The sequence below is a fragment of the Woeseia sp. D3-10 genome, from assembly GCF_055809415.1.
On record NZ_JBVVTW010000007.1, the window covers coordinates 3,876,083 to 3,901,836 of the forward strand.

The 25,754-nt window shown below is 53.8% G+C and carries 24 protein-coding genes; 8 read left to right on the forward strand and 16 right to left on the reverse strand.

Annotation, left to right across the window (positions count from 1 at the left end):
• Together AC0L8N_RS17770 and AC0L8N_RS17775 are read right to left on the reverse strand one after the other, a co-directional pair.
• Positions 1-1,683 carry a ThiF family adenylyltransferase gene (locus AC0L8N_RS17770; protein WP_473669593.1) on the reverse strand — a complete coding sequence of 561 codons (1,683 nt, stop codon included), beginning with the start codon at positions 1,681-1,683 and terminating at the stop codon, positions 1-3.
• Positions 1,683-2,900, reverse strand: coding sequence for a CBASS cGAMP synthase (locus AC0L8N_RS17775; RefSeq protein WP_473669595.1), 1,218 nt, complete (start codon positions 2,898-2,900; stop codon positions 1,683-1,685). The genes AC0L8N_RS17770 and AC0L8N_RS17775 overlap by 1 nt, the downstream gene beginning before the upstream one ends.
• 75 nt (positions 2,901-2,975) lie before the next feature.
• Between AC0L8N_RS17775 and AC0L8N_RS17780 the strand changes: the two genes are divergently transcribed.
• On the forward strand, positions 2,976-3,638 hold the full coding sequence (locus AC0L8N_RS17780) for a Cap15 family cyclic dinucleotide receptor domain-containing protein (protein ID WP_473669597.1): 663 nt from the start codon (positions 2,976-2,978) through the stop codon (positions 3,636-3,638).
• A gap of 522 nt (positions 3,639-4,160) precedes the next feature.
• On the opposite strand, the gene AC0L8N_RS17785 is transcribed toward AC0L8N_RS17780, so the two are convergent.
• Positions 4,161-6,032 (reverse strand): SLC13 family permease, encoded by a 1,872-nt coding sequence (locus AC0L8N_RS17785; protein ID WP_473669599.1) that lies wholly within the window; start codon positions 6,030-6,032, stop codon positions 4,161-4,163.
• Between the two features lie 244 nt (positions 6,033-6,276).
• Here AC0L8N_RS17785 and AC0L8N_RS17790 point away from each other — a divergent pair, with 244 nt between their 5' ends.
• Positions 6,277-7,164: an alpha/beta hydrolase family protein gene (locus tag AC0L8N_RS17790; protein ID WP_473669601.1), complete on the forward strand. Its 888-nt coding sequence runs from the start codon at positions 6,277-6,279 to the stop codon at positions 7,162-7,164.
• A gap of 133 nt (positions 7,165-7,297) precedes the next feature.
• Here AC0L8N_RS17790 and AC0L8N_RS17795 read toward each other — a convergent pair whose 3' ends face one another.
• The 4 genes from AC0L8N_RS17795 to AC0L8N_RS17810 form a co-directional block, all read right to left on the reverse strand.
• The gene (locus AC0L8N_RS17795; protein ID WP_473669603.1) at positions 7,298-7,747 is read right to left on the reverse strand and encodes a hypothetical protein; all 450 of its coding nucleotides are present in this window, start codon (positions 7,745-7,747) and stop codon (positions 7,298-7,300) included.
• 84 nt (positions 7,748-7,831) lie between these two features.
• Positions 7,832-7,990, reverse strand: coding sequence for a hypothetical protein (locus AC0L8N_RS17800; RefSeq protein ID WP_473669605.1), 159 nt, complete (start codon positions 7,988-7,990; stop codon positions 7,832-7,834).
• A gap of 251 nt (positions 7,991-8,241) precedes the next feature.
• On the reverse strand, positions 8,242-8,679 hold the full coding sequence (locus tag AC0L8N_RS17805) for an META domain-containing protein (RefSeq protein WP_473669607.1): 438 nt from the start codon (positions 8,677-8,679) through the stop codon (positions 8,242-8,244).
• A 155-nt stretch (positions 8,680-8,834) separates the two neighbouring features.
• A complete protein-coding gene (locus AC0L8N_RS17810) occupies positions 8,835-9,320 on the reverse strand; it encodes a VOC family protein (RefSeq protein WP_473669609.1) in 486 nt (161 codons plus the stop codon).
• 774 nt (positions 9,321-10,094) lie between these two features.
• On the opposite strand from AC0L8N_RS17810, the gene AC0L8N_RS17815 reads away from it, so the two are divergent.
• Both AC0L8N_RS17815 and AC0L8N_RS17820 read left to right on the forward strand, forming a co-directional pair.
• Positions 10,095-10,292, forward strand: coding sequence for a hypothetical protein (locus tag AC0L8N_RS17815; RefSeq protein WP_473669611.1), 198 nt, complete (start codon positions 10,095-10,097; stop codon positions 10,290-10,292).
• Positions 10,289-11,347 carry a helix-turn-helix transcriptional regulator gene (locus tag AC0L8N_RS17820; RefSeq protein WP_473669613.1) on the forward strand — a complete coding sequence of 353 codons (1,059 nt, stop codon included), beginning with the start codon at positions 10,289-10,291 and terminating at the stop codon, positions 11,345-11,347. The genes AC0L8N_RS17815 and AC0L8N_RS17820 overlap by 4 nt, the downstream gene beginning before the upstream one ends.
• A gap of 70 nt (positions 11,348-11,417) precedes the next feature.
• Here AC0L8N_RS17820 and AC0L8N_RS17825 read toward each other — a convergent pair whose 3' ends face one another.
• The 6 genes from AC0L8N_RS17825 to AC0L8N_RS17850 form a co-directional block, all read right to left on the reverse strand.
• Positions 11,418-13,055, reverse strand: coding sequence for a type 2 periplasmic-binding domain-containing protein (locus AC0L8N_RS17825; RefSeq protein ID WP_473669615.1), 1,638 nt, complete (start codon positions 13,053-13,055; stop codon positions 11,418-11,420).
• A 337-nt stretch (positions 13,056-13,392) separates the two neighbouring features.
• Positions 13,393-14,460 (reverse strand): lactonase family protein, encoded by a 1,068-nt coding sequence (locus AC0L8N_RS17830; protein ID WP_473669617.1) that lies wholly within the window; start codon positions 14,458-14,460, stop codon positions 13,393-13,395.
• A gap of 114 nt (positions 14,461-14,574) precedes the next feature.
• The gene (locus AC0L8N_RS17835) at positions 14,575-15,921 is read right to left on the reverse strand and encodes a DUF1593 domain-containing protein (RefSeq protein WP_473669619.1); all 1,347 of its coding nucleotides are present in this window, start codon (positions 15,919-15,921) and stop codon (positions 14,575-14,577) included.
• A gap of 213 nt (positions 15,922-16,134) precedes the next feature.
• Positions 16,135-17,058 (reverse strand): nucleoside hydrolase, encoded by a 924-nt coding sequence (locus tag AC0L8N_RS17840; RefSeq protein ID WP_473669621.1) that lies wholly within the window; start codon positions 17,056-17,058, stop codon positions 16,135-16,137.
• A 58-nt stretch (positions 17,059-17,116) separates the two neighbouring features.
• On the reverse strand, positions 17,117-18,016 hold the full coding sequence (locus AC0L8N_RS17845) for a carbohydrate ABC transporter permease (protein WP_473669623.1): 900 nt from the start codon (positions 18,014-18,016) through the stop codon (positions 17,117-17,119).
• Positions 18,017-18,021: 5 nt separating this feature from the next.
• Positions 18,022-18,885, reverse strand: a complete 864-nt coding sequence (locus AC0L8N_RS17850) for an ABC transporter permease (RefSeq protein WP_473669625.1) — start codon at positions 18,883-18,885, stop codon at positions 18,022-18,024.
• A 684-nt stretch (positions 18,886-19,569) separates the two neighbouring features.
• On the opposite strand from AC0L8N_RS17850, the gene AC0L8N_RS17855 reads away from it, so the two are divergent.
• Positions 19,570-20,679 (forward strand): ABC transporter ATP-binding protein, encoded by a 1,110-nt coding sequence (locus AC0L8N_RS17855; protein WP_473669627.1) that lies wholly within the window; start codon positions 19,570-19,572, stop codon positions 20,677-20,679.
• Positions 20,680-20,887: 208 nt separating this feature from the next.
• Here the strand turns inward: AC0L8N_RS17855 and AC0L8N_RS17860 are convergent, their stop codons facing one another.
• The 3 genes from AC0L8N_RS17860 to AC0L8N_RS17870 all read right to left on the reverse strand — a co-directional run bounded on the left by AC0L8N_RS17860 (position 20,888) and on the right by AC0L8N_RS17870 (position 23,044).
• Positions 20,888-21,829 (reverse strand): NAD-dependent epimerase/dehydratase family protein, encoded by a 942-nt coding sequence (locus AC0L8N_RS17860; protein WP_473669629.1) that lies wholly within the window; start codon positions 21,827-21,829, stop codon positions 20,888-20,890.
• Positions 21,830-22,065: 236 nt separating this feature from the next.
• Positions 22,066-22,845, reverse strand: coding sequence for a type I methionyl aminopeptidase (gene map, locus AC0L8N_RS17865; RefSeq protein ID WP_473669631.1), 780 nt, complete (start codon positions 22,843-22,845; stop codon positions 22,066-22,068).
• A complete protein-coding gene (locus AC0L8N_RS17870; RefSeq protein WP_473669633.1) occupies positions 22,838-23,044 on the reverse strand; it encodes a ParD-like family protein in 207 nt (68 codons plus the stop codon). Before AC0L8N_RS17870 ends, map begins: the two co-directional genes overlap by 8 nt.
• Positions 23,045-23,166: 122 nt before the next feature.
• Here AC0L8N_RS17870 and AC0L8N_RS17875 point away from each other — a divergent pair, with 122 nt between their 5' ends.
• From AC0L8N_RS17875 to AC0L8N_RS17885, 3 genes are all read left to right on the forward strand, one after another.
• Positions 23,167-24,066 carry a DMT family transporter gene (locus tag AC0L8N_RS17875; protein WP_473669635.1) on the forward strand — a complete coding sequence of 300 codons (900 nt, stop codon included), beginning with the start codon at positions 23,167-23,169 and terminating at the stop codon, positions 24,064-24,066.
• 131 nt (positions 24,067-24,197) lie between these two features.
• A complete protein-coding gene (locus tag AC0L8N_RS17880) occupies positions 24,198-24,716 on the forward strand; it encodes an ABA4-like family protein (protein ID WP_473669637.1) in 519 nt (172 codons plus the stop codon).
• An 85-nt stretch (positions 24,717-24,801) separates the two neighbouring features.
• The gene (locus AC0L8N_RS17885) at positions 24,802-25,536 is read left to right on the forward strand and encodes a hypothetical protein (RefSeq protein ID WP_473669639.1); all 735 of its coding nucleotides are present in this window, start codon (positions 24,802-24,804) and stop codon (positions 25,534-25,536) included.
• Positions 25,537-25,754: the final 218 nt, after the last annotated feature.

Genomic DNA, 25,754 nt, shown 5'->3' on the forward strand with positions numbered 1-25,754 from the left:
CTATTCTTTGCGATTACACGCCGGACACCGATTCGATCGTGAAACGTTCTTGTCCGATATTCTTTGCGTCGCTTTCTTGTCAATTCGAAGGGTCCGCAACCTCGGCGCACTCGATCCATTGCTCCAAGCCAGAACCGCTTTAAGCGCCAGCGCGGCCGCAATTATCGGCGCTGACACGTCATAGGCAAGATACTGGCCTTCACCGCAAGCTGCAACGCTGACTACCGTCTCTGAGTTGGCCTTCATTGGATCATGTCGCCAATCGGCGCCGAGATCCGGACGCAGACATTTGAAACAGCCGTGCTCAAGATCATCGACTAGGAATGTCTGAGCAGCGGCGCCGTTACCGAACAGACGAACGTACAGGGCGGGAATGTCAGTTCCCTCCTGGCGCTTCTCAAGCAGGTAGTGATTTATCGACACTGACAGCGCTTCTTCCCCAGTCGCGTCGACAATCAAATCGAACTGATGGAGCTTCTCGAAGAACAGCGTCGCATTGCTCCTGGATGCCCGTAGGGTCGCATCGGGAAACAATCGTTCTAGTTCGTCCTTTAACGCGTCGGATTTGTAGTCTCCGATGTTGTTCATCCCCAAGTAATGACGACCCACATTCGCCGGCTCTAGCAATTGGTTGTCCAGCATGAGCAAGACGCCTCCAGCTTGTCCGGCACCACTTTGGACCAAAAGTTTTGCAAGGTGGCTGCCTATGGTTCCGCAACCGATTAAGGCGATACGGCGACCGAATAGTGGTTTTTGCGTGTCCATGTTTCTCTCAAATACATATGTTGGGTCAATCGGTGTGCCGGACCAACGATCGACGAGACGCTTGTTCGGACTGCGTCGCATTATCTGAACTAGTGCCTCAGGGCGCTGAATAGTGCGAAATAACATCCCTTTCTTCTTAATCGATACACCGACACAACCGTTATCTGAGCATACAAATAGAGGCGGAAGTGTCTTCGGAAAGCCGGCGCACAGCTCCTTAATCGCACGACCACGGGCGTTGGGTGCCACTGAATCGAGCCAGTCCAAGAATTCCGCCAACGTCGTTGGTTGGCGGCGCGCTCTACCAAAACTAAGGGTCGATTTTGATCGAAAAACGAACGTCGCTACGCCCGATGCAGCGACAGTCTCAGCTTCGCGTGTGTCAATGACTAATCGAGAGACCGATTTCTCGGTATGGCTCAGCAAATACACTTTAGTGCGATTGCTGCGCGACACCGTATAAAGTCGCGCCGGGCCACCGTAGTCAACGCTCATATCATAGTAGATCGGTGTACCAAGCCAATGTTGTGGGAACTCTCTGGCCACGTCCGCCTCGGTATCGACGCGCGCTATTACCCGTTCCAGACCCTGTCGTGCCAGCTCCAAGCACGACAAAGCGGTGCCACCGACATTATAACGATCGAGGACAATATCCCCCTCTTGAGCAAAACAAAAAGCACCGGAAATGCCGAGGTGAGCAACAACGTCCGGAGCCTCCTTTTCGGGATCCAACAGCTCGAGCGTGGGCAGGCGGGTAAACTCGAGATCGGGAAAGGTAATGGCAACGGCCACATCTCGTCCTGCCGCACGCAAACGCCCGGTATATCGAATGCCCTGACTGGTGAGGCGATCTCGCTTGAAGCTCTGGGCGCGCAGGGTCCGTAGAAGTTCTCGGGCCCGCGGACTGGCGCCGTCCATTAACCCGACGTAGTACGCGGTACGATTGGAGCTCTGGTTTTGGTCGGCGTATGACGCAACACATCCTCTTCCTTTGTGGCGACCTGAATTAGCTGCTCATCATTCGGGATCCGTTCACCAAACTCGCTCTCAAGATGCGATAGTGCGACTTGTTTGTGATAAGTACCATCTACGACCAGCTCTATTGTATTTTTCAAGGCGTTGGCGCGCGCAATAAACTCGGCGCGATCCTCAGCTGACCAGCTTTCGTCAAGATTCAGATGCGGCAACGCCGGGTTGCAGATGTTGCCTGAAAAAATGCGCGGTAATTGATTGGCAACTGCTCGAACCGCGAGATCGTCGCGATCGCTTGGCGGGCCGTCAACCTCATCGAATGCCGAGACGATGCTTGCCATCAGTGCGATTGACGACGGTCCGCCTTCCTTCCACTGAAAGTCGCGCCAACCTTTGAAGTATCGTGCCACCCGACGAAGGACTTCTCCGTACTCCTCGATGGCTGCTCGAAACCAATCCTCCAACCGGCGAGGATCAGACTGACACCAACCGCCGTCTCGCGTGGCCAACATAATTTGGTCATTGCGCAATTCTCGATAGACCGTTTCATCGAGGACGGACTCGTATTCAGCCTCGTCGGTGTCCTTATCAGTTCGCGCTTCAGAGACTGACTTCATCAGTTGGGAGAATTCCTGATCTGGTACTACGTACAGTGCAAGATCGATGTGAGCACCTTGTCCGATATTAATTCGTACGCAGGTATCTTTGGTCGTTATCAACTTCCAGTTGTTCGCGGTACAGAGTGGCTGCAGCAATGATTCGACAGTTTTGAAATACGCCTTTGTCGCAATCATTGGGTGCACGGTACCGTTGCCGCTGATATAGGAGGTTGGAAGGAACATGCCATCGTCAAAATCGACTTCTTGCGGCGGCTTGTGGGCCGGGTCGTTCAAGGTGGCATATTTACCGCTGCCTTGCATACGAAATCGCGGTCGCAAAGCCGGCAGTTGAACCGCTCGCTCCACGTAGCGTTGATCGACGATTTGTTGCGCCTTGGCCAGGCCTTGCCACTCACACAATCCAACGATAATCGCCTGGCGAGCGGCGTCGCGCGCATTGCGTAACCGCTGCTCCACCGTAGAATTGAGGTCGAGTGCCCGCAGGTACCCTGCCCGAAGCGCCGTCCCTTTGAGTACTCGGTGGACATTGAGCTTTGTGTGCATGTTTCTCTTCCATTCCGCAGATGTAACACTTATATAAGGTACTGCTGAGGCATATTTCAAGAGGCTGGAACGAAATTGATTCAAATAATAGGAGTACTCCGGTTCCTACGCTGCGCGCTGACTTTCAATGCGATTCTGGTCATTGTCCTTGTAACCCAGCTCCCAGCAAAATTTCCTGAAATTCCGTTGCCCTCGCTGGTGCCGATGTCGGTCGCGGTTGTATCGCTGCTGCTGCTGATCGTTGGGCAAACCCGGCTTTTTCCAATGATCTGTGGCTTGCCCGGCGTATGGCGGTTATTCCCGAACATCGACGGTACCTACGAGGTTTCGATTTCGTCCAATTGGTCAATCGATGGAGGCGCGGAGCTTGACACCAAACAGCAATCGGCGGATGACGACAGCAAAGCATTCTATACAAAGACGGGAACCATGGTGATCTCAACCCGACTGACGAGTATCCACGCGGAGTTTTCCGCCGACGACGACTACTCCGAATCGGAAACCGTGGTCTGTTCAATCAGCTCCAGAGAGAACGACGGCAAGTCGGTGTTGTATTACGTCTACCGAGGGCGGAGTCCCATGCCCAAACCTACCGATAGCCAGAATCATCTAGGCGCAGCGTGTATCAGCATTCCCAAAGAGCGTCGTCCGGCCACACTGGAAGGCCATTATTGGACCGATCGAAATTGGCATCGCGCGCAAAATACCGCTGGTGCCGTTAGGTTACGTCGTGCCTGATTGTTGGTGGGTGAATCGTTCCTTGCTCCTGCCAAATATTCAGCCGGCTCGACGAGAGCACTACTTCGTTCGAGATTACTAGTGATAATGTCGCTTCCTGTTGGTTTTCTAATTCTTGCCGAATTCTTGGATATCGCCTTTCTGATCGATGCTTGAAGAAAACGCGCTGTACCTATTCATTCTTTACCAGGCTTATCGGACTCGCGACCTTTGTGCACAGATAAAGGGTGATCGACCTGTCGAAGCAATTCTCCAGTGTCGACGACCGTAACTTTCTTCCGGAATCGGTCATTCTCCCGATCGATTGCTTGGTCAACACGAACCAGCTGACCGTCTACCGAACTTCTAGCAGGTATGGTGCGAAGTCACACATTAACGCATGACGCGAAGTTAGGCCTATACGTGTTTTTTTAAGTTGCCGGCCCTGTGGTCTTGCCAGTCTAGCTCCAAGAAACTGCATCGTCATCTTAGGCATGCGCCCTATCGCTACTGAGCGTTTTTTTGGTACGCACGATATTTCCTTTATAGCGGCCAGACTATCAAGAGCAACGGCATGCTAACCGCGACCACCAGAACTTCTACCACCAAACCCAACCTCCAGTAGTCGCCAAACCGGAACCCACCGGGGCCAAGGATCAATGTGTTGTTCTGATGCCCGATGGGTGTGAGGAATGCACACGAGGCGCCAATCGCCACCGCCATAAGAAAACTGTCCGGGTTCACACCAAGCGTTGCAGCAATGCCAAGCGCGATCGGGCACAGGATGGCCGCAGTGGCCGCGTTGTTCATGACGTCTGACAGGAACATCGTGGTAATCAACACCACTGCCAAAGCGACGATGGGATTGCCCTGTGCGACGCTCTCTACAAGAAACCGCGCCAGTTGATCAGCGGCTCCGGTTGTTTGCATTGCGCCGGCAACCGGTATCAGCGTTGCAAGCAACACGATTATCGGCCAGTCGATTGCGGTATAAATCTGTCGCAACGGTAACGTGCGGAAAAGCATAGAGGCGAGAACCCCGAGTGCAAAGCCCGCGGCGGCAGGCAACAGTCCCAGCGCAACAATGCCTATCGCCCCCAGCATGATCGCCCCGGAGATCACTGCCATGCGCTTGTCGGGGATACGCAAGTCGCGTTCGCTCAGCGGCACACAGCCTGTTTCGTTAATAAATTCAGCAATCGTCTCGGCCGGGCCCTGCATCAGCAAGAGATCGCCTGACTTCAACTTCAGTTTACGCAGTCGGGCTTCGGGCGGGTGCCCTTCCCTTGATACGGCCAGCAGATTAAGCCCATAGCGAGTACGCAGCTGAAGGTCGCTGCCGGAACGGCCGACGATGGTCGAGCCCGGCAGCACGACCAGTTCCCGCAGCACGATCTCCTCGCCTCGCTCATCGCTCTCATCGGCTTCCTCAGTCTCGGCTTCTGATTTCTCGACGCTACTCCCGGGTATTTCCGGTGCGTCTGTGGGCGCGTTGTCTGCCGCCTGATCCTGGCTTTCTGATAAGGCTTTCTCTTCCTCCAACTTGATACCGAAGACCGACAGCGCCACCGCCAATGCATCAACATCAGCCTGCAGCACCAGGACGTCTTTCGCGCGGACGTGCCGGCCGCCGTGCGGTGCGGTTATGCGGACCTCGTTGCGAACGAGGCCGACGATCTGTACACCGCCGTCTTCAATCTCGGATTCGAAGGCTCGCAAGGTCATGCCGATAGCCTTGCTATCCTCCGGTACGCGCACCTCCGTCAGATAGGCGCCGGTGTCAAAGTCGTCACCAATGTCGGACTTGCGTGCAGGCACCAGACGCCAGCCGATGGAGACGACGAAGATGACGCCCACGGCCGCCACCGCCACACCCACTGGGGCGAAGTCGAACATGGCGAATTGCCCCAGCCCTGCTTGTTCCCTGAAGCCGGAAACGATCAGATTGGGCGGCGTACCCACGAGCGTCGTCATGCCACCCAGAATGGTGCCGAAGGCAAGCGGCATCAGGATCTGCCCTGGCGTCAGCCCCAACCGGCCCGATAGCTTCACCGCGATCGGCATAAGTAACGCCATTGCGCCGACATTGTTCATGAAGCCCGACAGCGCCGCTCCCAGTCCGATCAGCGTCGCCATGGTCACCAGGCGTCCACCGTCGCGCGGCACGATGGTGCGCGCCAGCCAGTTCACGGCACCCGTATTTCGCAAAGCCTGGCTGAGCACCAACACACAGGCCACCGTGATTACTGCAGGGTGGCTGAAGCCTGAAAAGGCCGCCTCAGCCGGCACCAGCCCCACTACGACGCAGGTCAGCAATGCAGCCAGCGCCACTACGTCATGGCGTAACCGCCCCCACAGGAACAGCCCCATCATTGCAGCAAGAAGGCCGAAGATCAGAAGTTGGGGGTTGGTCATGGAATTAGCCTTCGGGCCGGGGTGGTCGTGAGAGGGTCAGAGAAATAGCTATTGATGGCTAACATCTACCCGGTCGCCTGGATTGGTCGTATTGCCGGCTTCTTTGATTCTCGTCGACAACTGTTACGTGGATTGGCATTGCATACTTCTAATTCCTGGAGCAATAAGTCTCTCATCTCTGGCGCCATCTACAAAGGATGGTGTCAAAGTATACTGACGCGATTGAAGCTTACAGAGACAAGCTATGTTGATAAAAAAAATGGGCCTGCCCGATCGGATAGCTTTGGTATTGCTTGTGTTGTTGGCATCGATTGCTCAGGCCGACGAGCTGAGAACTCTGCCGGTCGGCATCAGCCAGTTCACGTTCAGTGACTGGGCCGGACCGGATTTGGAAGTGCGTGTGTACGCTCCTGACAAAGTTAAGGACTCAACGCCGATAGTGATCGTAATGCACGGTGCCAGTCGTACCGCGGACAACTACTTCACGCACTGGCAGTCGCAAGGTCAAACTCACGGGTTTGTTGTCGTTGTTCCGGAGTTCAATGCTGTCGATTTCCCCGGCTCCTGGCGATACAACCTTGGCCACGTTTTCGACCAAGACACCGGCCGGTTACGGCCGGAGAGTCAATGGACGTTTTCGGCCATAGAGCCGCTGTTTGACCAAATCACCGCCGCACTCGGCACAGCCCAAACAGCTTATACGCTCTACGGTCATTCGGCCGGCGCGCAGTTCGTGCATCGTTTCCTTTACTACAAGCCGGATGCCCGGGTTGCACGGGCAATTGCTGCGAATGCTGGCTGGTACACATTGCCCGACTTTGATGTTGCATACCCATACGGACTGGACGGCGCGCATATTGAGGACAGCGTCATTCGCGAAGCGCTTGGCAAAGACGTGATTCTGTTGCTTGGCGATGCGGATATTGATACCGAGCAAGCGAATCTTCGCAAGACACCAGAAGCGCAGCAGCAAGGCCCACATCGCTACGCCCGTGGTGCAACGATGTACGACGTCGCAAAGTCCACAGCCGAACACTTCGGCGTGAAATTCAACTGGCGGAAGGTTGATGTTCCCGGTGCGGCACACAGCAATGCGCAGATGACACCGGCAGCGGCCGGGCTGGTTGATTAAGGCGGCAGCGGCAGCAGCGGCAGATCGGCAACTCTGCAGGGATTAGTCACTGGTCCTCTGCGTCTGTTTCCGCCAAGAAGTGGTAAGCGAGGGCAACGCACAAGCGACCCACCACAAGCGTTTCCTCTGCTGGCTATGCGTCTTGCATGGCTTGTACAGCTTCCAGATACTGCTGCTTGTCAAATTCAAGAACGCCAAATGCCGAGTAGTCCCAATCCTCGTCTCTGTGCGGTTGTTCAAACTCTGACCAAACTACGGTATCGCCCTGTACGTCGATCTTGCAGAGCAACGGCCAACAACCCGAAACTCCGCAACTGCAACCGAGGAGCTGGGTTTTGTTTTCTTCATCGCCCCAATCGGCCTCTGTTTTGCCAAGGTAGTAATCTTCCAGAGACGCCATTACTTCGATGGCATGGTAGTCGCCGGCAAGTGCCGGATGTCCTTCCTTGGTGGCCATCGGCAACTCATAAGCCCGCAGAATTTCTGCCAATGGTTGGTCATTGATCAGAATATTCACTGTTGACGATTCACAGTTGGGATTGTATCTACGCCTGTCTTCAACGCTGAACGTGATTCTTTTCATGCTTTGCTCTAACGACTTCGGTCATGATATTTCTGTGCGGGGGCTCGCAGGTTTCTCACGCTGACGTTTAAACCCTCTCGCCGCTTAATCCTCGAGTTGAATAATATCTACCCGATTCAATGCAACGTACGGCACGGCAACTCTGTTGCGTCTTGTATCGATACCGTTATCCGCTGGCTTGCCGGGTAATTCCACTGCCAGTCGATCCGCGCCCTCCTCCATAGAGTGAAGGCTGTTATCCATCCGGCTCGCAGTGATGATTCTTTTCCGACAACTTCAATACCGTAAAAATTGCCACCGCCGAGCAGCGTTCCGATTGTCGAAAAGCGCTGCTCGTCAGTATCCCAGGCGACCAAGTCTCTGGAGTCACCCCAGGGCGCGAGCAAGAGACTGCCGGTTGCAGGGTCCACGGTTATGCCATTCGGGCTTACGGGAGTGGATGAGGTCTTGCAGTGTCCAACGCGCATACAGTGGATATCACAACGTCTCGTTGCCTACGAGGCAGGTTCCTCGTTTGTTCGAATCATCCGCATGCGTTCATCACCGGACTCGTCGTACAGACGCATGAAATCGCCGTCCATTGCGTAACGGCGAGCATCCTGCAGTGCCTGCAGAAACCGCGTTTCCTGTTGCATGATCGCCGGGGCACAGGCCATGCGCGTGCTGCCGGCGCCGCTAACCTCAAATGAGGTTTGTCCCACGGTCAGCGTGCCAAAATACCGGTTGCAGCCGGTTGTACCAGATACGCGGCCCTCAGGTGACATTTGCATGGTGATGTGGGAGTTATCGATGATGCCTCCCCTGTCGATATCCTCGACTTGCCAGACAACGTCGTATAGCGCTTGTGGTCCACTGGATTGGTTCACGAGTTCCGGGTCCTGAACTGGGCCACTGGCACAGCCGGTGACGAAGAGTATGAGTGCCGTGAGCATGCCGGCTGTTAGTCGTTGGAACTTTCTGTATTCAATATTCATGGCGGCAACTATATCAAAACTACCCAGAGCCTTTTCTGCTCAAGCCTCGACAGAACGGGTTACCGGTGCTATGTCTTCGCCGGGCACTTGCCGTGCCGGTGATTGCTTTTTTCCTAACCGTCATAGGCGCGCTTGAGCGCTGCAATGTCGAGTTTCACCATCGGCATCATGGCGATCATGGCGCGGTTGGCTTTCTTCCTGTCTTTGTCCAGCATCATGTCCATCAACACAGTCGGCACGACCTGCCAGTGCAAGCCGTACTTGTCTTTCAGCCAGCCACATTGAATTTCCTCCCCGCCATTGGCGGTCAGGGTGTCCCAGTAGCGGTCTACCTCTGCCTGATCCTTGCAGGCAATGGAGAGTGACACGGCTTTGTTAAAGGCAACGTTGGGACCGCCATTCAATGCCTGAAACTGTTGCCCGGCTATCGTAAAGCTCACCAGAATGACATCACCGGCCTTACCGCCTGGCCAGTCGGAGTCGCTCTTCAGAACGTGGTCAATTGTTGAGTTCGGAAATACAGAAACGTAAAAGTTCGCTGCTGCTTCCGCCTGGCCGTCGAACCAGAGGCAGGCCGAAATGGTTTGGGTAATTTTCACTTTAAGACTCCTCGGCAAATGTTTTTAAGAATGTTCGAACGGCAATCCGGTGGTGAAATCGGACTGTCTACTCTTGCAGCTCCGGGGCCAAGTTTTGCACCAACGCATTGTGTTTCCAATACCGCCCACAGTACGCCTGCAGTACCGCCGCCAATCGGGTCGCGCCTGACCGGATCGAGCGCCAACTCCCCTAAATCGGGTGGTTTGTTCCGCTGCTCGCAGCTACAAGAAAATCAATAGCATAGCCGGATATCAACTCGATCCTGCATCGCGTTTACAGCTAGTCGAATGGCGCGCCCAGATTTCGACACTCCCGGTCCCTCCCTGTTATTGGACGCTGTACCAGATATAGCCCAAGCAATTACGGGATCGACCGAAGCGCTACTCGTCGCAATACGGTGACCGGCGCCGATTGGCCTACTGATGCCGGTACTGGCGATCCAAGAATGGTTTGATCTCACTGCAGATAGTCTGCCGGTAGGACCGGTAGCCTGGACGCGCCTTTGTCCGGGTGTGGACGACCTCTCGGGTGCTGGATTCATTTTGGCTACGACGTAGCCTCTTGCCTTGAGGAAGTAAACTGCTAGAACGGTATATGTTACTGTGTAGAAAGGGGTTTTCCGGTTCTCCTTGCCAAGAAAAACACTTACCATTTGCTCTGTTGTGGGCTGCAACTGTCGGCATACCTTGTCCGGGCGGCGACACCTTGGTTTAACTTTGGCTCACCCCTTCGTACAATTTCGCCTTTCACACGCGCTAAACACTGAAAATTGGTTGGACGCACAACTTCCTGTTGCGCTTGATGGCGCCCAGGTCGCCACGTTGTTTCTTAAGGAAAACAATGTAATGCTCAACGCCATCCAGCCGGAAGAACAAGAACAATATTGGTACAACGAACTCTTCAATCGGAGCTGCCGAGACGAGTTGCCTGATTTGTACCTATTCCGACGCTACGAGACGTTCGACAGATGACCGAAAACCGGATGGTACGAACCAACACTGAACGATCACAATCGGATCCGGGGCCTACACCTTTTGAGGCTTTGCGAGACTTCTGCGATCAATTGGAATTCAAAGAATACGAATTCGCTGGTCGACTTGATGCGCGTGGGCAATACGATTTGCCCCTGGATAAAGAATTTCCGTTCCGTATAGCGCTGCACCACATCAAGCTGGACAATTTCACTCCCATAGGGAACTGGCATAACCGACTCGAACTTGCCTTCACGCTGGATAGACCGGCGCGAATGCGAATGGGTAAGGAGTCCGTCGAGATTGATCCGGGCGACTTGCTGGTCGTCGACAACCTGAAGCTACACAACTACGAAGATATCCCCGATCTGGATACCCGCGTAGTAGCGATTACCTTTGCAAGTGAGTTTGTTTACTCGCCGGGCTCACCGAGCTGTGACTACACATTCTTGCTACCATTTTTTACCAAGCGGGATGGTCACCCGCATGTCCTGCGTGCTGGGGACGAACTGGCGTCATCGGTATTTTCTGCGCTCTACGATTTGTTCAAGATCTATTTTGATCATGAATCGAGTCTGCACTGGCAATCGGCTTGCAAGAGTAATTTCTTACGGGTTCTTTATCCGCTTGCATGCCGGTTCCAAAGCGCCGAAGTATTGCGGTCAGAATACGTCCAGCATCGCAAACAGGTCGATAGACTAACGCGTCTGTTTGACTACATCCGGGATAACTTTGCCGAACGAATAACAGTAGACGATGCTGCAAAGCTGGTTGACATGAGTCCCTCGCAGTTCATGAAAGTGTTTCGTAAGGTCGCGGGAATGACTTTCGTCGCGTACATCACGCGGGTTCGCCTGGGGCATGCCTTCTGCCTGTTACGAGAAAGCCAGCTCACAATTGCTGAAATTGCAAACCACTCTGGTTTCACTGACCAAAGCTATTTCGTTCGCCGATTCAAGCAGGCGTACAACAAGAAGCCCAGTCAGTTTCGCAAGGATCTGGCGAACAACGTGGAAACGATCGTACCGATCGAGCTGCCGGGCAAAAAGTTTTAGCAGGTATTGGCCTAATAAATGACCAGCGCTCGTGTTTGCGCCGCTATTCCGAGTTATGCCGAAATTCGGCCTACTCTGCGTCTTGCTCCGGGACGGCTACGCCCCCTTTGGCCAGTATTTCCGCTTTCTTGGCGTAGACGACGTTTGCCTCGGCCGTGAGCTGGACACCGCCACCGTCATGCCACTGCTGCAAGTAAACCTCAAAGTCTTCCATCGGCCGCCGGCCCATGATGATCTCGGTAAACATCGTTACCTGCATCTGCACCAGGTCTGCAATCATTCGATCTGCGGAGGGAAGGATGGTTGCGTGCATAACAGCATCCTCCATGATGTATTTTGAGGCGCGATACTTTGCGTCAAATTCACGGTTTGCTTTCGTGCGGAGTCGATCAGAGAGTTCCTGGCTCGCGCCAAATGGCGCATAGTAGCCCCAGCTCTTCCAGGGTTCGGGCAACCAGAAAAGCAGTTGCCGTGATGCGTGGTAGTAGGTGTCGTAAGGTGGAATCGAGTACAGGCCTTTCTCCGGGTCCCAATCCCAATGGAGACCACGTTTGCCGAGGCGAGCCGCGAGAAACAAATCCTCGTCCGCGGCCATCGCATCCATCATTTTCAATACCCGGATAACTTTCTCCGGCTCGTCCGCAAGATGCGCGCCAAACATCAATGCCGAAAGTCGTTCCGGAGGCACCCTGCTCCCGGCATGGCCATCGGGACCCGTGGGGAACTCGCCCGGCACAATTTCGCTGTCTTCGAACAAAGTCTTCATGATGTTGGAGAGCCCGGGCGCAAAGTCCGGATTGAAATTGTTGTATATGCCAAGGCCGAAGAGATAACCGACCTTGCCGCCGGTAAACAACTTGATCAGGTCCGTAGAACCGCGGGGCAAGTTCATATAGTCCGGGTAGATTAAGCCATCGGCATACCAGCGACGTAGCAATGCCAGCGCTTCTCTGGTTTCGGGCAGAGTGCCGCCCCAGACCACCTTGCCGTCGCGATGCATCCAGCCGGTTACAATAACGCCGTGCGCCGCGAATACTTCTTCAAAACTGCGATCAACAATTTCCGGCATGACCGGGGGCTTCCACGGGCTCATCCCGTAGGTATCCTGCTCGCCGTTGCCGTCCGGATCATTGTGACGGAACCGACGAAGCGCCTCTTCCATTTCTTCAAGGGTTTCGGGAGCGCGGTCCAGCCCTACATTGCGCAGCCAGTCCATGCGCCAGATACTGGCCCACGGCCGTCGTGCCTCAGTGGTAAACAGCGGCAGGCCGTAATTGCGGCCCTCGGCATACGTCAGTAGCCAGTTATTGGGCGCGTGCTCATTCAACAGGCGAACATAGTTCGGCGCATGCTTCTGAATAACCTCATACGGCAACTCCAGTGCAAACCCGTGCCGAGCAAATCGCGGTGTGTCCCTTCCGTAAATCCAGGTAACGTCAGGGACATCGCCCGTCATCAGGCGAATTGGCAAGACTCTCGGGTAGCTGAAATAGACGATAAAGCTGGGATCGAAGGTAACGTTGAACCGCTCCTCCATGAAGCCCTCGATCCACGAACCCGGACGACCGGCTTCAGCACGAATCGTTCCTTGCCACCTGAGTTCGATATGTTGCGACGGGTCGTCCTCAACCTGCAGAAGTCGAGTGGCCAGTTCATCAGCGTGCAGGCAATTGCCCGCACTGAAGAGCAGCAATGCAGTTGTTACCAACGCTCTGCGCCTGAATGGAATTACGCTCATGACGAGGCAGGACCGGTAGCTAAGAAAGATGGAAGTGGCGTACGCATCCGAACAATGGTCGCCCCAAAGCCTTGGTACTCAAAAGAACAGACTGACTTTAAATGCCGCATAGACTCAAAAATAGCCCGAATACCGGTAATGGTGATAGAACGAACCTATACAAAAACAGGACAATATTCCTCATAGCAGCAAATTCCAGTCGACCAATGGGATCGACATCTAAGTAGCATCTGTATTGCGACACAGGCGTTGTGCCCCGCTGCTCTCTTCATGATAGTAGTTCCGGAATTTGCGGTCCTCCGGGTGATCAGAATTGCATAAAGACCGGTACTGAAATCCGTGCACGGTTTCCAGTATAGGACAACAAGCCGGTGTCGGGATTCACTGCGAACACGGTAATGCTGTCTGATTTTTGGTTCGCAACGAGCAGGAATTTCTCGTCCGGTGACAGAATAAAGTTTCTTGGCCATGAACCACGAACCGGTTCTATACCGAGCCGTGTCAGTGCCCCGGATTCCGAGACCGAGAAGATGGCAATACTGTCGTGAATTCGATTGGATGCGTAGAGAAACCTGCCGTTTGCTGTTATGCGGATATCGGCACACGCGTTCTTGCCGAGGTAGTCGTCCGGGACTGTGCTCTGCTTGTCAATGCGAGTCAGGGTGCCAGTATCGTGATTGACCTTCAGGGAGACGACCGAGGCCGATAACTGATTCACGGCAAACGCCAAATCTTGCGTCGGATGGAAAATAAGCTGTCGGGGACCGTCGCCAGGATCCAAATGCAATCGTGACGTTGCATCGTCAAACACGCCGGTATCACGTAACGGGTAGGTAACGATCTGATCAATACCCATATCTACTGCATAGACAAAGTGACCATTGCGGCTGAACTTCATGCAATGGCCACGAGCGGATGATTGATACCGGGGGTCTGGTCCACTGCCATCGTGTTGCAGGGTGACGGGGTCTTCGGCAATCACACCACCGCTGGACAACGTGTAAAGAGCATAGTTGCCGGACCTGAAGTTGGAGACTGCCAGCAAACTCTCTTGTTCATTCAGTTCGATATGGCAGGGAATAGCACCCTGACTGGAAATCTGGCTCACAGAGCGAAGCTGGCTTCTCTCATTATTCCATGCAAACGATGTTATCTGTCCCTCTTCGTCTTCATTCACTGCATAGACATATTTGCGGTCATTGCTGATCGCAAAGAAGGAGGGATTGGATGTGTCCGCAGCAAGCGTTCTGTTGCTCAGAGCACCGTTTTCCGGGTTGAAATCGAAGTGATAGATTCCCCGGCTGGTCTCATTGGTGTAGGTACCTACCAACAGGTGCAGGGTCGGTGCAGCGCTACGTCCGTTCTCAGTATCCATTCGTATCCGGGCACCCGTCGGGCTGTCGACTCATTGTTGAAAGTAGCCGGTCAGCATGTGAATCAAGTATGCCAGCAATTGCAATCTACCAATTGGACTAAGTGACTCAGCCTACTATTCGCAGTGGATCACCAGTCGCCGGTAGCGTGTCAACGGCGGATCGCCATCGTCGGTAAGTACCAACAGAATATGCAGCGTTGCGCCCGCTGCATCTTTCGGAACAACCAGACTCGCAATCTCGCTGCGGTCATTCTCGATATCAACCCAGCCGAGATAGTTGCCGGCTTCGGGATAGAAACGCCATCGGTACGCCAGTTTGTCATTGTCGATGTCATTACTTCCGGTGGCATCCAAACTGATGACATCGCCGGGTTTGGCGTTCACTTCAAGAATGTTTAGCGAATAGTCTCCATTCAAAACAGGTTGTGGTGGATGGTTGGCTTCATCAAAGGGTTTTACGCACCAATCCAGTCGCGCTTGAAAGTCGTTCTGGAAATGGGGAGCCCAGCGGCTTATCGTTCCGCCCATGCGCTTCGGGTCGAGATTGATTTCGACATCAACCCAATGCTTCTCTGAACCGGCACTCTTGCGTAAACGCCCTCCCCAACCACCCCAATCAGGACGTTCCATGTCACTCAGCCCATTGGGAATGAGTCCCATGAAGGTTTCGGAATCTGCAGCACCATACTTCCCCCAGCGGATGGGGCACAAAGCGCCCAACGGGCCGTGATCGAAGCGTACGTGCGTGTTTAGCCATTCCTTGCTTTGCCGTTCCGGTTCAGCGGCGTAGATGATTCCGCCTGTGGAGACGAGATAGTAAAGCTCGGGAAAGTTTTCCAGAATCCATAACCCCGTTGCATCCTGATGGCCCCACGCGTAGACACGTAGTCTTGACACGAATTCTTTCAGCTCTTCGTCAGTACGTTCATTTCGAACGCGCCACAGCGCTTGTGCCAACTCAACGGAACCGCCCCATATCAATACCCACACGGGACGAGGATCATCGTTGTCCACGACCTCGACTATGAGATCCGATGCTTCTGAATTCTTGTCTTCCCCAAGCAGCTCTTCCAATGGGAAATGACCGCTGCCTTCTTCTGCAATTCCTGTGTGAATATTGAATGGAGCATCCCGACCTGTTTTGACGCCCTTGCGAATCACGGCATGTAGCGCTGCCGCTTCCGGCCATCCCTCACTATGCATCAGTAGATTGCTTCTTACTTCGCCATAGGCGTTAACAAAGTCAGTGAGGTACTGCGTTTGCGGTTCGCCGTCGAGTGGTCGGTGTTTTTCGTCCGGGAAGATTCGTATGGACGTGGCAATCAGACCTTCGATGTCCATTTGATTGGCATACAACAGCAGTTGTGTCAGCGACTGTTCATCGTCGCGATCGCCGCCAATGTCCGTCAGCACCACGATCCGGTGTTTCTCAGTATCAGGTAAAGCGTTTATCTGTGGCACTGTGTATTAGATTCCGATTGCAAATACGGTTACATCGATCTGAGTGTGCCTGGCTTCGATTCGGCAATTATCTATCGTGAATGGTCTGGCGAGCAGTTCTGGATGCTCAGATAAGCGTCGAATGCCATGCTTCTCACTAAAGTCGACCACACCTTCTCCATACACTCAGCTAGGTACGGAGAAGGTGCAGCCTGCTCCCACTTGACCGGGGTGTTAGGGGTTCAAGTGGCAACGAGATCCGCGCCGGTGAAACTGCGCGAGTTTGGCAAACAGGTCTTCGTGAATGAAGCGCGTGTTGACGTTGTCGTAGACCCGAATCGGGCGATATTCTCCACTGTGGATGTAGTGCATTTGCTCGTCGAACGTTGGAGCCGGACGCCAGGTCCATTGTCCGCATTCCGGGTCCATAATGATGCCGACACAGGGAGAGTCACCCAGCGAACGGTACTCCATAGCAGGACGGGTCTCTGCGTCGAACTGTTGCAGCTGCTCGAACAGGTACTTGCCGATCTTGCCCTGCGGATACACTTTCTCGATAAGTTCAGCGTACGTGACGCTCATCGTGCGGTAGGCAGTGCGCGGTACCTGCCATACGGTTAGTTTGGATTTCATGACGACATTCGCTGCCGGGATATCATTCGAAAGGTTGAACTCGCGGCCGCCGTTCGGCCAGTTGCCGCCGCCTATCCAAATCACGATGATGTTCCGGTCTTCGATTTTCGGCTCCAGAAGCAACGCGGACGCCATCTCTGTTATCGGACCATAGAATGCGACATGTAACGGACGATCGTCGTCCTTCATGGCTTCCTCGATGATCAGGCGAGCCCCGGGCGAGTCCTGGGGAGTGAATTCGTCAGGCATCGCCTGTGCCGCGCCGTCGGCTACCAATACCTTGTCTTCCAGACCCATGTGCTTCAGTACCAGCATGGTCTCGTCATGGCTTTCCTGCATGCTGGTTGCTGACTTGGTCGTGCCGAAATGGGCGGGAATGATCCCGTGAACTTCGAACGTTGGCGTCAATAAGGCGTGTGCAATTGCGTACTGATCGTCGGCTTCGTTCTTGGCATCGGTATTGACGATGACGCGCTGCAGGGCATCAGCGGGATATGGCACGTCGAAAATCGTGTAGTCACTCATCTATCGGTCCTGTATTGAAGTGGTTAATTTGAAACTGATTGCACGGTGCTAGACGCCGTTATCCTTTAACGCCGCCGAGAGTAATGCCCTTGATGAAGTAACGCTGAAGCAGCGGGTACAACAGGAGGATCGGCAGTATGGTGACAACCACAGTGGCTGATTTAAGGGCATCCGGAGAGAACAAGGCCCGGTCCACAACGTTCATATCTACCGCAAATTGCATGTCCTTTACGCTGCTCTCAATAACGACGCGCTGCACAAAGATCTGCAGTACTTGCTTGTTCTCTGAAGTGATGTAAAGCATTGCGTCGAACCATGAGTTCCAGTGGAAGACGCAGGTCCACAGTGCGATGGTTGCCAGCGCAGGCTTTGACAAGGGAATGAAGATTCGAAACAGAATCGTCATATCCCCGGCGCCATCAATTCGTGCGGCCTCTTCGTAGCTGGCCGGTATTTGCTGAAAGAAGTTCTTAAGGACGATTACATTGAAGGCGGTCAGCATGACGGGCAGCACCAGGGCCCAGATCGTATCGATGAGTCCCAGCCCCTGTACCACCATGAATCGGGGCACGATGCCGCCGCTGAACAGCATGGTAAAAATGATGTAGAACGAGATCTGTCGCCGGAAAGGCATTTGCGGTCGTGACAGTGGATACGCTACCAGCGAGGTCATGAGCAAGGTAGCCAGCGTTCCCAGCCCGGTGCGTAGCACGGCATTGAAGAAACCGCGTCTAATATCCTCGTCGGCGAAAACCATGTCGTAGGCCAGCCATGAAATCTCGCGGGGAATGATCAGCAGACCACCTCGCGCGACATCCGGCATGGTTGCCACGGACAAGGTGAGTATGTAAAGGAACGGGTAAAGGGCAGAAAGCCCAACCAGCGTCAAGAAAATGATATTGCAACGATCAAAAATGCGTTCGCCGCGAGAAGTCGAATGTCTCTTCAAAGCAGTCATGGGCTTCAGAAAATTCCCTGTTCGCCGCGAGTTACCCGGCGGACCAGGTAATTAGCGTTGACAAGAAAGAACAGCCCGACGATGGATTTCAACAGGTCAGCACCGGTTGAAAGGCCAAGTTGCAGATTCAGGGTCAGACGCAAGACGTAGGTGTCAATGATGTCAGCCACGTCATAGACCAGCGGGTTGTAGAGGTTGTAAATCTGGTCGAAGCCGGCATTAAGCACATGACCCAGGTTTAGAATCAGCAGTACCAGGATGGTCGGAGTCAGGCTGGGCAATGTGATGTGCCACATTTGTTGCCAGCGATTGGCGCCATCAACGGATGAAGCCTCGTAGAGGTCGGGAGAGATGCCAGCTAAAGCGGCGAGGTAGATGACCGCCCCGTAACCCACGCTTTGCCATATTCCGGTGGCGATCACGATGAACAGAAACCACACATCGTCCGAGAGAAAAGCCACCGGGCTCACCTTGAACGTCTGGAGGAAGGAATTGACCGGCCCTTCGATGGAAAACATCAGCAGGAAAATGCCGCCGAGAATTACCCACGACATGAGATAAGGCAGGTAGGTGACCGTCTGTACCGTACGCTTCATTATCGAAGAGCGTAGTTCGTTCAGTAGCAGTGCCAACACGATTGGCGCAGCAAAACCAAAGATAAGGCGCAGCAGGGAAATGATAAACGTATTGGCAACGGCATCCCGGAACCCGGCGTGCCCGAACAGATAACGAAAATTGTCGAGCCCTATCCAGGGGCTGCCAAAAAAACCCTCACGGACGGTGAAGTCCTTGAATGCAATCGCAACGCCCAGCATCGGTACATAGTTGAAGATGAACAAGCACAACAACCCAGGCAGGATCATCAGCATCAGGCCCCGCTGACGCCTGAAGCGTCCGCTCCGGTGTGGTGTTGCTGTGACTGTCGTATCCGAACTCATATAACTTCTCTAGGACCTTTCTGGCAGGACAATGACGCCCTCCCCCTCTTGTGCCACAGGTGTCGTTAACGCTCGAAGCTGGTTATCGCCTATTCGTAACATTCTGCGTTCTTGCCCGAGGCCGGTAGGGAAATCTGCTCCAAACCGAGCTCTGGTCATCGATGTCTTAGCTCAGGCCATACCGATTAGAGGGGTAGTGATGTTTTGGACCCTATTCAATTTGCTTAGACTGGGATAGAACTAACCTATTTAAGAGTAGGACGAAACTACCAGCGAGGGTTTCGGCCGGCGGTTGCGGGAATACCTGGCCCGCTGTCGCCCAACCATGGCTGGCTCTTGACATCAGTTCGCTCGGGAGCATGCTCGGTCACGGCTGCATCGCTGTCCAAGTCTCATTTCCTGACTGACGGATCACGGCGGCCAGTAGTGTCGGCCGCGTCGCTCGATAGTGAATTGTTGCTCTTACAGCAGGATAGTCCAAATCTTTAATGCGTTCATTCTAGTTTGGGTAGATGTACCTGATTATAATCCGGAGCACTATTCGCCCATTATCCTGCCATAGTCGTGCCATCGAGTTTGATGTTCGATGGAGGCAAGCAAGCAGATACTAACTCTATGTCCAACGTCCGGATCGAAAACCTTTTAAAAATTTATCCCGAACCAAAAGGCCCCGGCGTCACCGCGGTCAAGGAAATAAATCTCCAGGTACGCGAAGGCGAATTTATGGTGCTTGTTGGTCCATCGGGCTGCGGCAAATCGACCACGCTACGCATGATCGCCGGCTTGGAAGATATATCAGGCGGGACCATTGCTATCGGCGATCAGGTTGTCAATGACAAGCACCCCAAGGACCGCAATATTGCGATGGTCTTTCAGAACTACGCACTCTATCCGCACATGACGGTGTACGACAACATGGCGTTTGGTTTGAAGCTGCGAAAGCACCCGCGTGCAGAAATAGATCGTCGGGTCCGGGAAGCCGCAAGTCTGCTTGAACTGGAAAAGTATCTTGACCGAAAGCCCAAGGCCTTGTCGGGTGGTCAACGTCAACGTGTCGCCGTTGGTCGTGCTGTAGTACGGAAACCCGCGGTCTTTCTGTTTGATGAACCACTTTCGAATCTCGATGCCAAAATGCGAGTATCGATGCGCGCCGAGATAGTGCGACTTCACGCGCGGCTTGGCGCCACCATGATTTACGTTACCCACGACCAGGTTGAAGCCATGACCATGGGTGACCGGATTTGCGTGATGAAAGACGGCGAAATCATGCAGGTTGATGAGCCTATCAATCTGTACCAACAGCCAGACAATCTATTCGTGGCTGGCTTTATCGGCAGTCCGCCGATGAATCTGATTGCCGGCACACTACGCGGTGCGCATGGCGAACTTCACTTTACAGAGACCGCCAACGGCTCCCCTCTGCAGTTTTCTCTGCCATCGAATATTATTGCGGAATCGGCCTTCGAGTCGGAGAAACCGGTTGTTCTTGGCATCCGACCGGAGGACATGGCGATCGCCGAAGACGGCAAAGGTGCAACATTGCGCCTCGAAATGTCGGAGCTAATGGGTGCGGAGACTTTTCTTCACTTGGCCAGCGACAGTCACTCGCTTGTAGCGCGGGTTAGACCCGGTAACTACCCGGGTATCAATGAATCTCTCCAGATAAAGTTCGACGTGACCAAAACCCACTTATTCGATGCCGAGACCGGTCAAAAAATGCACTAGGTGTCTAACGAGGCTGTATTGCAACAGTCTTCATGCTCTTACCCCAATAAGTCGATTTGCAGTACAAGTTCTCGTCGCTGAAGTCTGCGAACGGCGCCACTCTCCGCTCTTACATCGAGAGCGGCTAACGTTTCGACCGGCGGTAAGTTTCAATTCGGTACTGGCGTAGCCCTGCTGTATCGCCCTGCAAGCTACGGAACTTCAGTATCTATGGATTTGCATCCAACCAGCTAACAGACTCCTGAATTGCTTGCAGAGACGTGTAGCGAGGTTGGTAGCCAAGCAATCGTTGTGCTTTTGCAATGGAGCAATTCGGACTATGCAGGATATGATCCAGCGTCACCTGCGCCTCCCGTTCGGTGAAATGGGTTTTCCACTCTTCCCACGGTAAGTATTCGATATTGGGGCTAGTTCCGTACCAATCAGCCATCGCCTCGGCAAACCCACGCAAGGTTAGTGCTTGAGGAGAAACCACATGAAAATTCTCGCCAACGGCGCTCGACCAATTGTCCAGTGCGTTAATAAACGCACTGGCCACATCGTCCGCATGAACATGGTGAACCGTCTCAAGACCCAGGTTTGGCAAATAGATTTTTTCGCCGTTCGCAATTTTGCTAAAGGTTTGTTGCGATGTATGCCCTTCCGGATTAACTGGCTTCCAGCCTGGGCCTACGATGTGCCCGGGATGCAGGACGGTTGCGGGAAAACCATTCTGCCGGGCTTCGTTCAGCAGGTAAGCCTCCACAGCTGCCTTCCTGATCCCGTAATCGCCAAATGGCTTTCGAACTTGCTGCTCTGTTGTAGGGACACTGTGGCTTGGCCCGTGGACCCAGACGGTTCCGCAATGCAGAAAGTGAGCGATATTCCCGGCTAAAGCATCTACAAGCTGACGGGCACTTTCGACATCAAAACAAATCAGGTCAATTACAGCATCTGCGTTCAGATCGTTGATACGTTTTCCGAACTCGCCGGATTCTTCTGACGCTCGGCGATCCAGAGTAACTTGCTCGACTGACTTCCAGGCCGCATTCGTTTGATAAGGGCTGCGTTCTTGTCGGCTTACTGAGACTACGTCATGACCAGCATTTACCAGCCGTGGGACCAAATAGGTTCCTATGTGGCCGGTTCCCCCAATGATTACTATTCGCAAAGCGTTACTCCGGTCAACAAAAGTAAGCAGCAACTCTACAACAATCAGATCATCGTGTTTAGCAAGCTTTGGTCCCAAACATGGCGACATCCCAAGCGGGATGGGTTAAGTCGGTCGCGCTGGTGAGCTCTGTAAACGGGAGAAGCGTTATTCTTGCATTCGGTTTGTCAATTTCTTGATGCCCTGCAGTATAGAAAAAGTTATGGCTTCCTTAACCAAGGGAGTCCTCTGGGTTCCTATGTTGGTGTGATCTCGTTCGAGCGGCGCGTTAGAACATCAAAACCATTAGCGGTTACAGCAACCGTATGCTCCCACTGTGCGGATAGTTTCTTATCAGCAGTCACGACCGTCCAGCCGTCTTTCTTCAGCTTAACTTTGGCCTTGCCCTGATTGATCATAGGTTCAATCGTGAACGTCATGCCTTCCTGCAGAACCGGGCCTTTGCCCGGCTGTCCGAAGTGCAACACGGACGGTTCCTCATGCATCTCCCTGCCTATGCCATGGCCGCAGTATTCACGTACTACCGAGTACCCGTTCTTCTCGACATAGGCCTGAATCGCGTAACCAATATCACCCAGTGTTGCTCCGGGCTTGACCGCTTTGATTCCAGCCCACATGGCCTCGTAGGTCCTGGCGACCAGCCTTTCTGCCAGTGGCGAGACCTTGCCAATCAGGTACATCTTGCTGGAATCAGCGATGAAGCCGCCCTTCTCCAGCGTGACATCAACGTTAACGATATCGCCGGATTTCAATTTCTGCGTATCGGAAGGAATACCGTGGCACACCACGTTGTTAACAGACGTGTTCAACGCGTATTGATAACCGTATTGCCCTTTGCTTGCGGGGCGCGCATGCAGTTCATCGACAATGTAACGTTCCACAAGGTCGTTGATGGCCATCGTGGTGATGCCGATGTCCACCTGCTTATCGAGATAGTCGAAAACGGATGCGAGCAGCCGGCCTGCTTCGCGCATCAGCTCTAACTCCTGTGCGTTTTTCAAAATGACTTCAGCCACTGGCAATTTTCCGGATGACGACGTCGGCGTGCTTCAGCTGTTCGGTCACCAGCTGTGAATACGACGCGTCAGGGTTTGCCTCAGCAAGCATCCCCATTTTTATCCAGTACTCGGCCTGAGCGTTGATCGAGCGCACCATCACCGAGCTGGCCTTGCGCAGTTCTTCGTGCAGCTCGTCACTTATCTTTACTATACCCATGGCGAATCCGTAATATACGATATGTATACAAATCATATATCGCTGCCAATTACGCAGCAAGTTGTGTTCGCCACCCGCGCACCCATATATCGGTGCACTCCCGTCGCCTCGAGCAATACCCTATGCAATACACCCCCTTGTCCGTCATCGCCTGGCTAACGCTGGGTGTTATCTGGGGCAGCAATTTCATCTTCATGAAGCTGGCGGTCGACCATATTTCACCCGAGCAAGTGGTTCTGGCGAGGGTCGCGCTCGGTTTCGTGCCGGTACTCGTCTACGCGTCAATCAAACGCCAGGTAAAACTCGCTCATCTGAGGCACGCCGGGCATTTCGTTGTCATGGCTTGTCTGGCTGCGGCCATCTATTACTACGGCTTTGTCCGTGGCACGGCCTTGTTGCCATCGGGTGTAGCCGGCGCGATCAGCGGCGCAATTCCCCTGTTCTCCGTCATCGCCGCAGCCCTGTTCCTGAGGGACGAACGTCTCACTGTGTTAAAGGTTCTGGGCCTCTTGGTCGGCTTTGCCGGCATTTTGATGATCGCCCGCCCGTTCGAAGCGGGTTTGGCGGGAGCATCCGCAGAAGGCGTTTTCTACATGGTGCTCGGATCGTTCAGCCTCGGTATCTCGTTTGTCTACGCAAAGAAATACGTGATGCCGCTGAAATTGCCGACGGCTGCATTGACGACCTACCAGCTCGGTTTCGCCACCGTCATTCTGGCCGTGGTCACCGACACTAGTGGCATCAGCAACATCACGCAGAACGGCCTGGCATTGGCGGGCCTGGTGCTCGGCCTTGGTCTTGCCGGTACGGGTCTGGCCTACATCATCTATTACTACATTGTTCGCGAGATGGGCGCGGTTGCAGCCTCGTCGGTGAGCTATGTCCCGCCTGTTGTGGCGCTGGCGATTGGTGCATTCATCGTAGGCGAGCAGATTGAGGCCATGGATTATTTTGCCGCTGTGCTGATTCTGGTCGGCGTGGTAATGCTTAACGTCAAACGGAAACCGAAAGTCACGGTTTGAACCATGTTGCCGGACGCATCGACCTGCTCCTGCCTGCTCAATGCCGTCATCTGAACGGCACAATTTGCTCCGTCGTGACGTTGCTTTGCGGATCAGTCAGTATCTGCCCCACCGGCTCAGTCGGGTCAGCGATGCAACTTCTTGACGAGGTCCGGGTATTGGGTAACCCTGACGCTCTCGCATCGGCAAGGCTAACTCCGAACATGACACCCGAGTCTGTATTCTCGCTTGCGAGCACGACCGCGATGATCGGTTGGATCATCCTGGTGATGTTACCTCGCCGCATAAAGCCCCTGTTCTTTATTCCGCAGTACCTGATTCCATTTGGTATGTCGCTGCTTTACGCGGGACTCGCACTGACGAACTATTTCACTGTTGATGGCGGTTACAGTTCAATTGCCAGCGTTCGTTCACTGTTTCTCGACGACAACATGTTGCTGGCAGGCTGGGTGCACTATCTCGCGTTCGATCTGTTTATTGGCACGTGGATTGCTGAAAAAGCCGACGAAATGGGTATGTCCCGGTTGGTACAGGCGCCGATATTAGTCGCTACCTTCATGTTCGGGCCGATCGGCCTTGCGCTTTTTCTGTGCATCCGACTTGGATTATCTCGCCGCGGAGAAACGCCTCGTGCTCAAAACGCTCATTAGGAAGCCGCTACGGCTATACCCGCCGCTTCCTTTTGGCCTGGAAGATGATCCTGTCACTCGTGCGTGGGTGATGACGGGGTTATTTATGCTGGCAGCATTTGCCGTCCTGCTACCGGCATACCTTCTGGATGCACGGCAACTGGACGGCGATGCAATCTGGATGAAGCCGCTCAAATTCAGCCTGTCGTTAGCGATACATTTCTTTACGCTGGCCATCCTTGCTCAACAGCTGGAACGCAGCCGTCGCATTGGATTGACCCTGCTGCTGACGGGCTATGCGGCTGTCGCCTCAGGATTGTTCGAGCAAATTTACATATCAATACAAGCCGGCCGCGGGCAGCGTTCGCACTTCAACGTCGACACTGTCTTGGAATCGTTGATGTACATGCTCATGGGAGTTGGCGCTGTATTTCTGGTGCTCGCGTCCTTCACCCTCGGTGTCATGATCTGGAAGTACGGACGAAGAGACGGCTCCGGTTACCGTCTGGGTTCCATCATCGGTCTTATCATGGGGTCTGTCTTAACGCTATTGTTTGCAGGCTACATGTCGCTTAACCAATCTCATTCGGTCGGAACTGCACTCACCGCGGCAAGCAGTGTTCCGTTGCTGGGTTGGTCGCGAACAATGGGCGACTTGCGCGTACCGCATTTTGTGGTTACTCACACCATGCAGGTTTTGCCTTTACTGGGCTGGACGCTTGATCGATATTGGCGGCCGTCCCGAACTATCGTTGTTATAGTGGCAATTGCGTTGGCGTTGCTTAGTGCCGCACTTCTCACTGTTAGTATGGCAGGTAAACCGGTATTCCCAGTGCTGTAGTGCCGGTCCTGGTATGAATCGCGAGGCTAACGATGCTCATTGCAGTCTGTTTCCGGGACCCACGAAAGTAGCTACGTTTTCGGCTATCACGTATATACGGATACGGCCCTGCTGCAAATAATTGTAGCTTCGCGCAGTTGGTCATACGACTAGAGTGCAATCACCCGGCCAAAAACCCATAGTGACAACAATACCGTCATTCGCCTCCGGTACCATTG

Excerpts from the sequence above, each read along its gene's own strand:
- AC0L8N_RS17770 (WP_473669593.1), bottom strand. The coding sequence starts at position 1,683 with ATGGACGGCGCCAGTCCGCGGGCCCGAGAACTTCTACGGACCCTGCGC.
- AC0L8N_RS17775 (WP_473669595.1), bottom strand. The coding sequence starts at position 2,900 with ATGCACACAAAGCTCAATGTCCACCGAGTACTCAAAGGGACGGCGCTT.
- AC0L8N_RS17785 (WP_473669599.1), bottom strand. The coding sequence starts at position 6,032 with ATGACCAACCCCCAACTTCTGATCTTCGGCCTTCTTGCTGCAATGATG.
- AC0L8N_RS17790 (WP_473669601.1), top strand. The coding sequence starts at position 6,277 with ATGTTGATAAAAAAAATGGGCCTGCCCGATCGGATAGCTTTGGTATTG.
- AC0L8N_RS17795 (WP_473669603.1), bottom strand. The coding sequence starts at position 7,747 with ATGAAAAGAATCACGTTCAGCGTTGAAGACAGGCGTAGATACAATCCC.
- AC0L8N_RS17800 (WP_473669605.1), bottom strand. The coding sequence starts at position 7,990 with ATGGATAACAGCCTTCACTCTATGGAGGAGGGCGCGGATCGACTGGCA.
- AC0L8N_RS17805 (WP_473669607.1), bottom strand. The coding sequence starts at position 8,679 with ATGCTCACGGCACTCATACTCTTCGTCACCGGCTGTGCCAGTGGCCCA.
- AC0L8N_RS17820 (WP_473669613.1), top strand. The coding sequence starts at position 10,289 with ATGACCGAAAACCGGATGGTACGAACCAACACTGAACGATCACAATCG.
- AC0L8N_RS17830 (WP_473669617.1), bottom strand. The coding sequence starts at position 14,460 with ATGGATACTGAGAACGGACGTAGCGCTGCACCGACCCTGCACCTGTTG.
- AC0L8N_RS17840 (WP_473669621.1), bottom strand. The coding sequence starts at position 17,058 with ATGAGTGACTACACGATTTTCGACGTGCCATATCCCGCTGATGCCCTG.
- AC0L8N_RS17845 (WP_473669623.1), bottom strand. The coding sequence starts at position 18,016 with ATGACTGCTTTGAAGAGACATTCGACTTCTCGCGGCGAACGCATTTTT.
- AC0L8N_RS17850 (WP_473669625.1), bottom strand. The coding sequence starts at position 18,885 with ATGCTGATGATCCTGCCTGGGTTGTTGTGCTTGTTCATCTTCAACTAT.
- AC0L8N_RS17855 (WP_473669627.1), top strand. The coding sequence starts at position 19,570 with ATGTCCAACGTCCGGATCGAAAACCTTTTAAAAATTTATCCCGAACCA.
- AC0L8N_RS17870 (WP_473669633.1), bottom strand. The coding sequence starts at position 23,044 with ATGGGTATAGTAAAGATAAGTGACGAGCTGCACGAAGAACTGCGCAAG.
- AC0L8N_RS17875 (WP_473669635.1), top strand. The coding sequence starts at position 23,167 with ATGCAATACACCCCCTTGTCCGTCATCGCCTGGCTAACGCTGGGTGTT.
- AC0L8N_RS17880 (WP_473669637.1), top strand. The coding sequence starts at position 24,198 with ATGCAACTTCTTGACGAGGTCCGGGTATTGGGTAACCCTGACGCTCTC.
- AC0L8N_RS17885 (WP_473669639.1), top strand. The coding sequence starts at position 24,802 with ATGCTGGCAGCATTTGCCGTCCTGCTACCGGCATACCTTCTGGATGCA.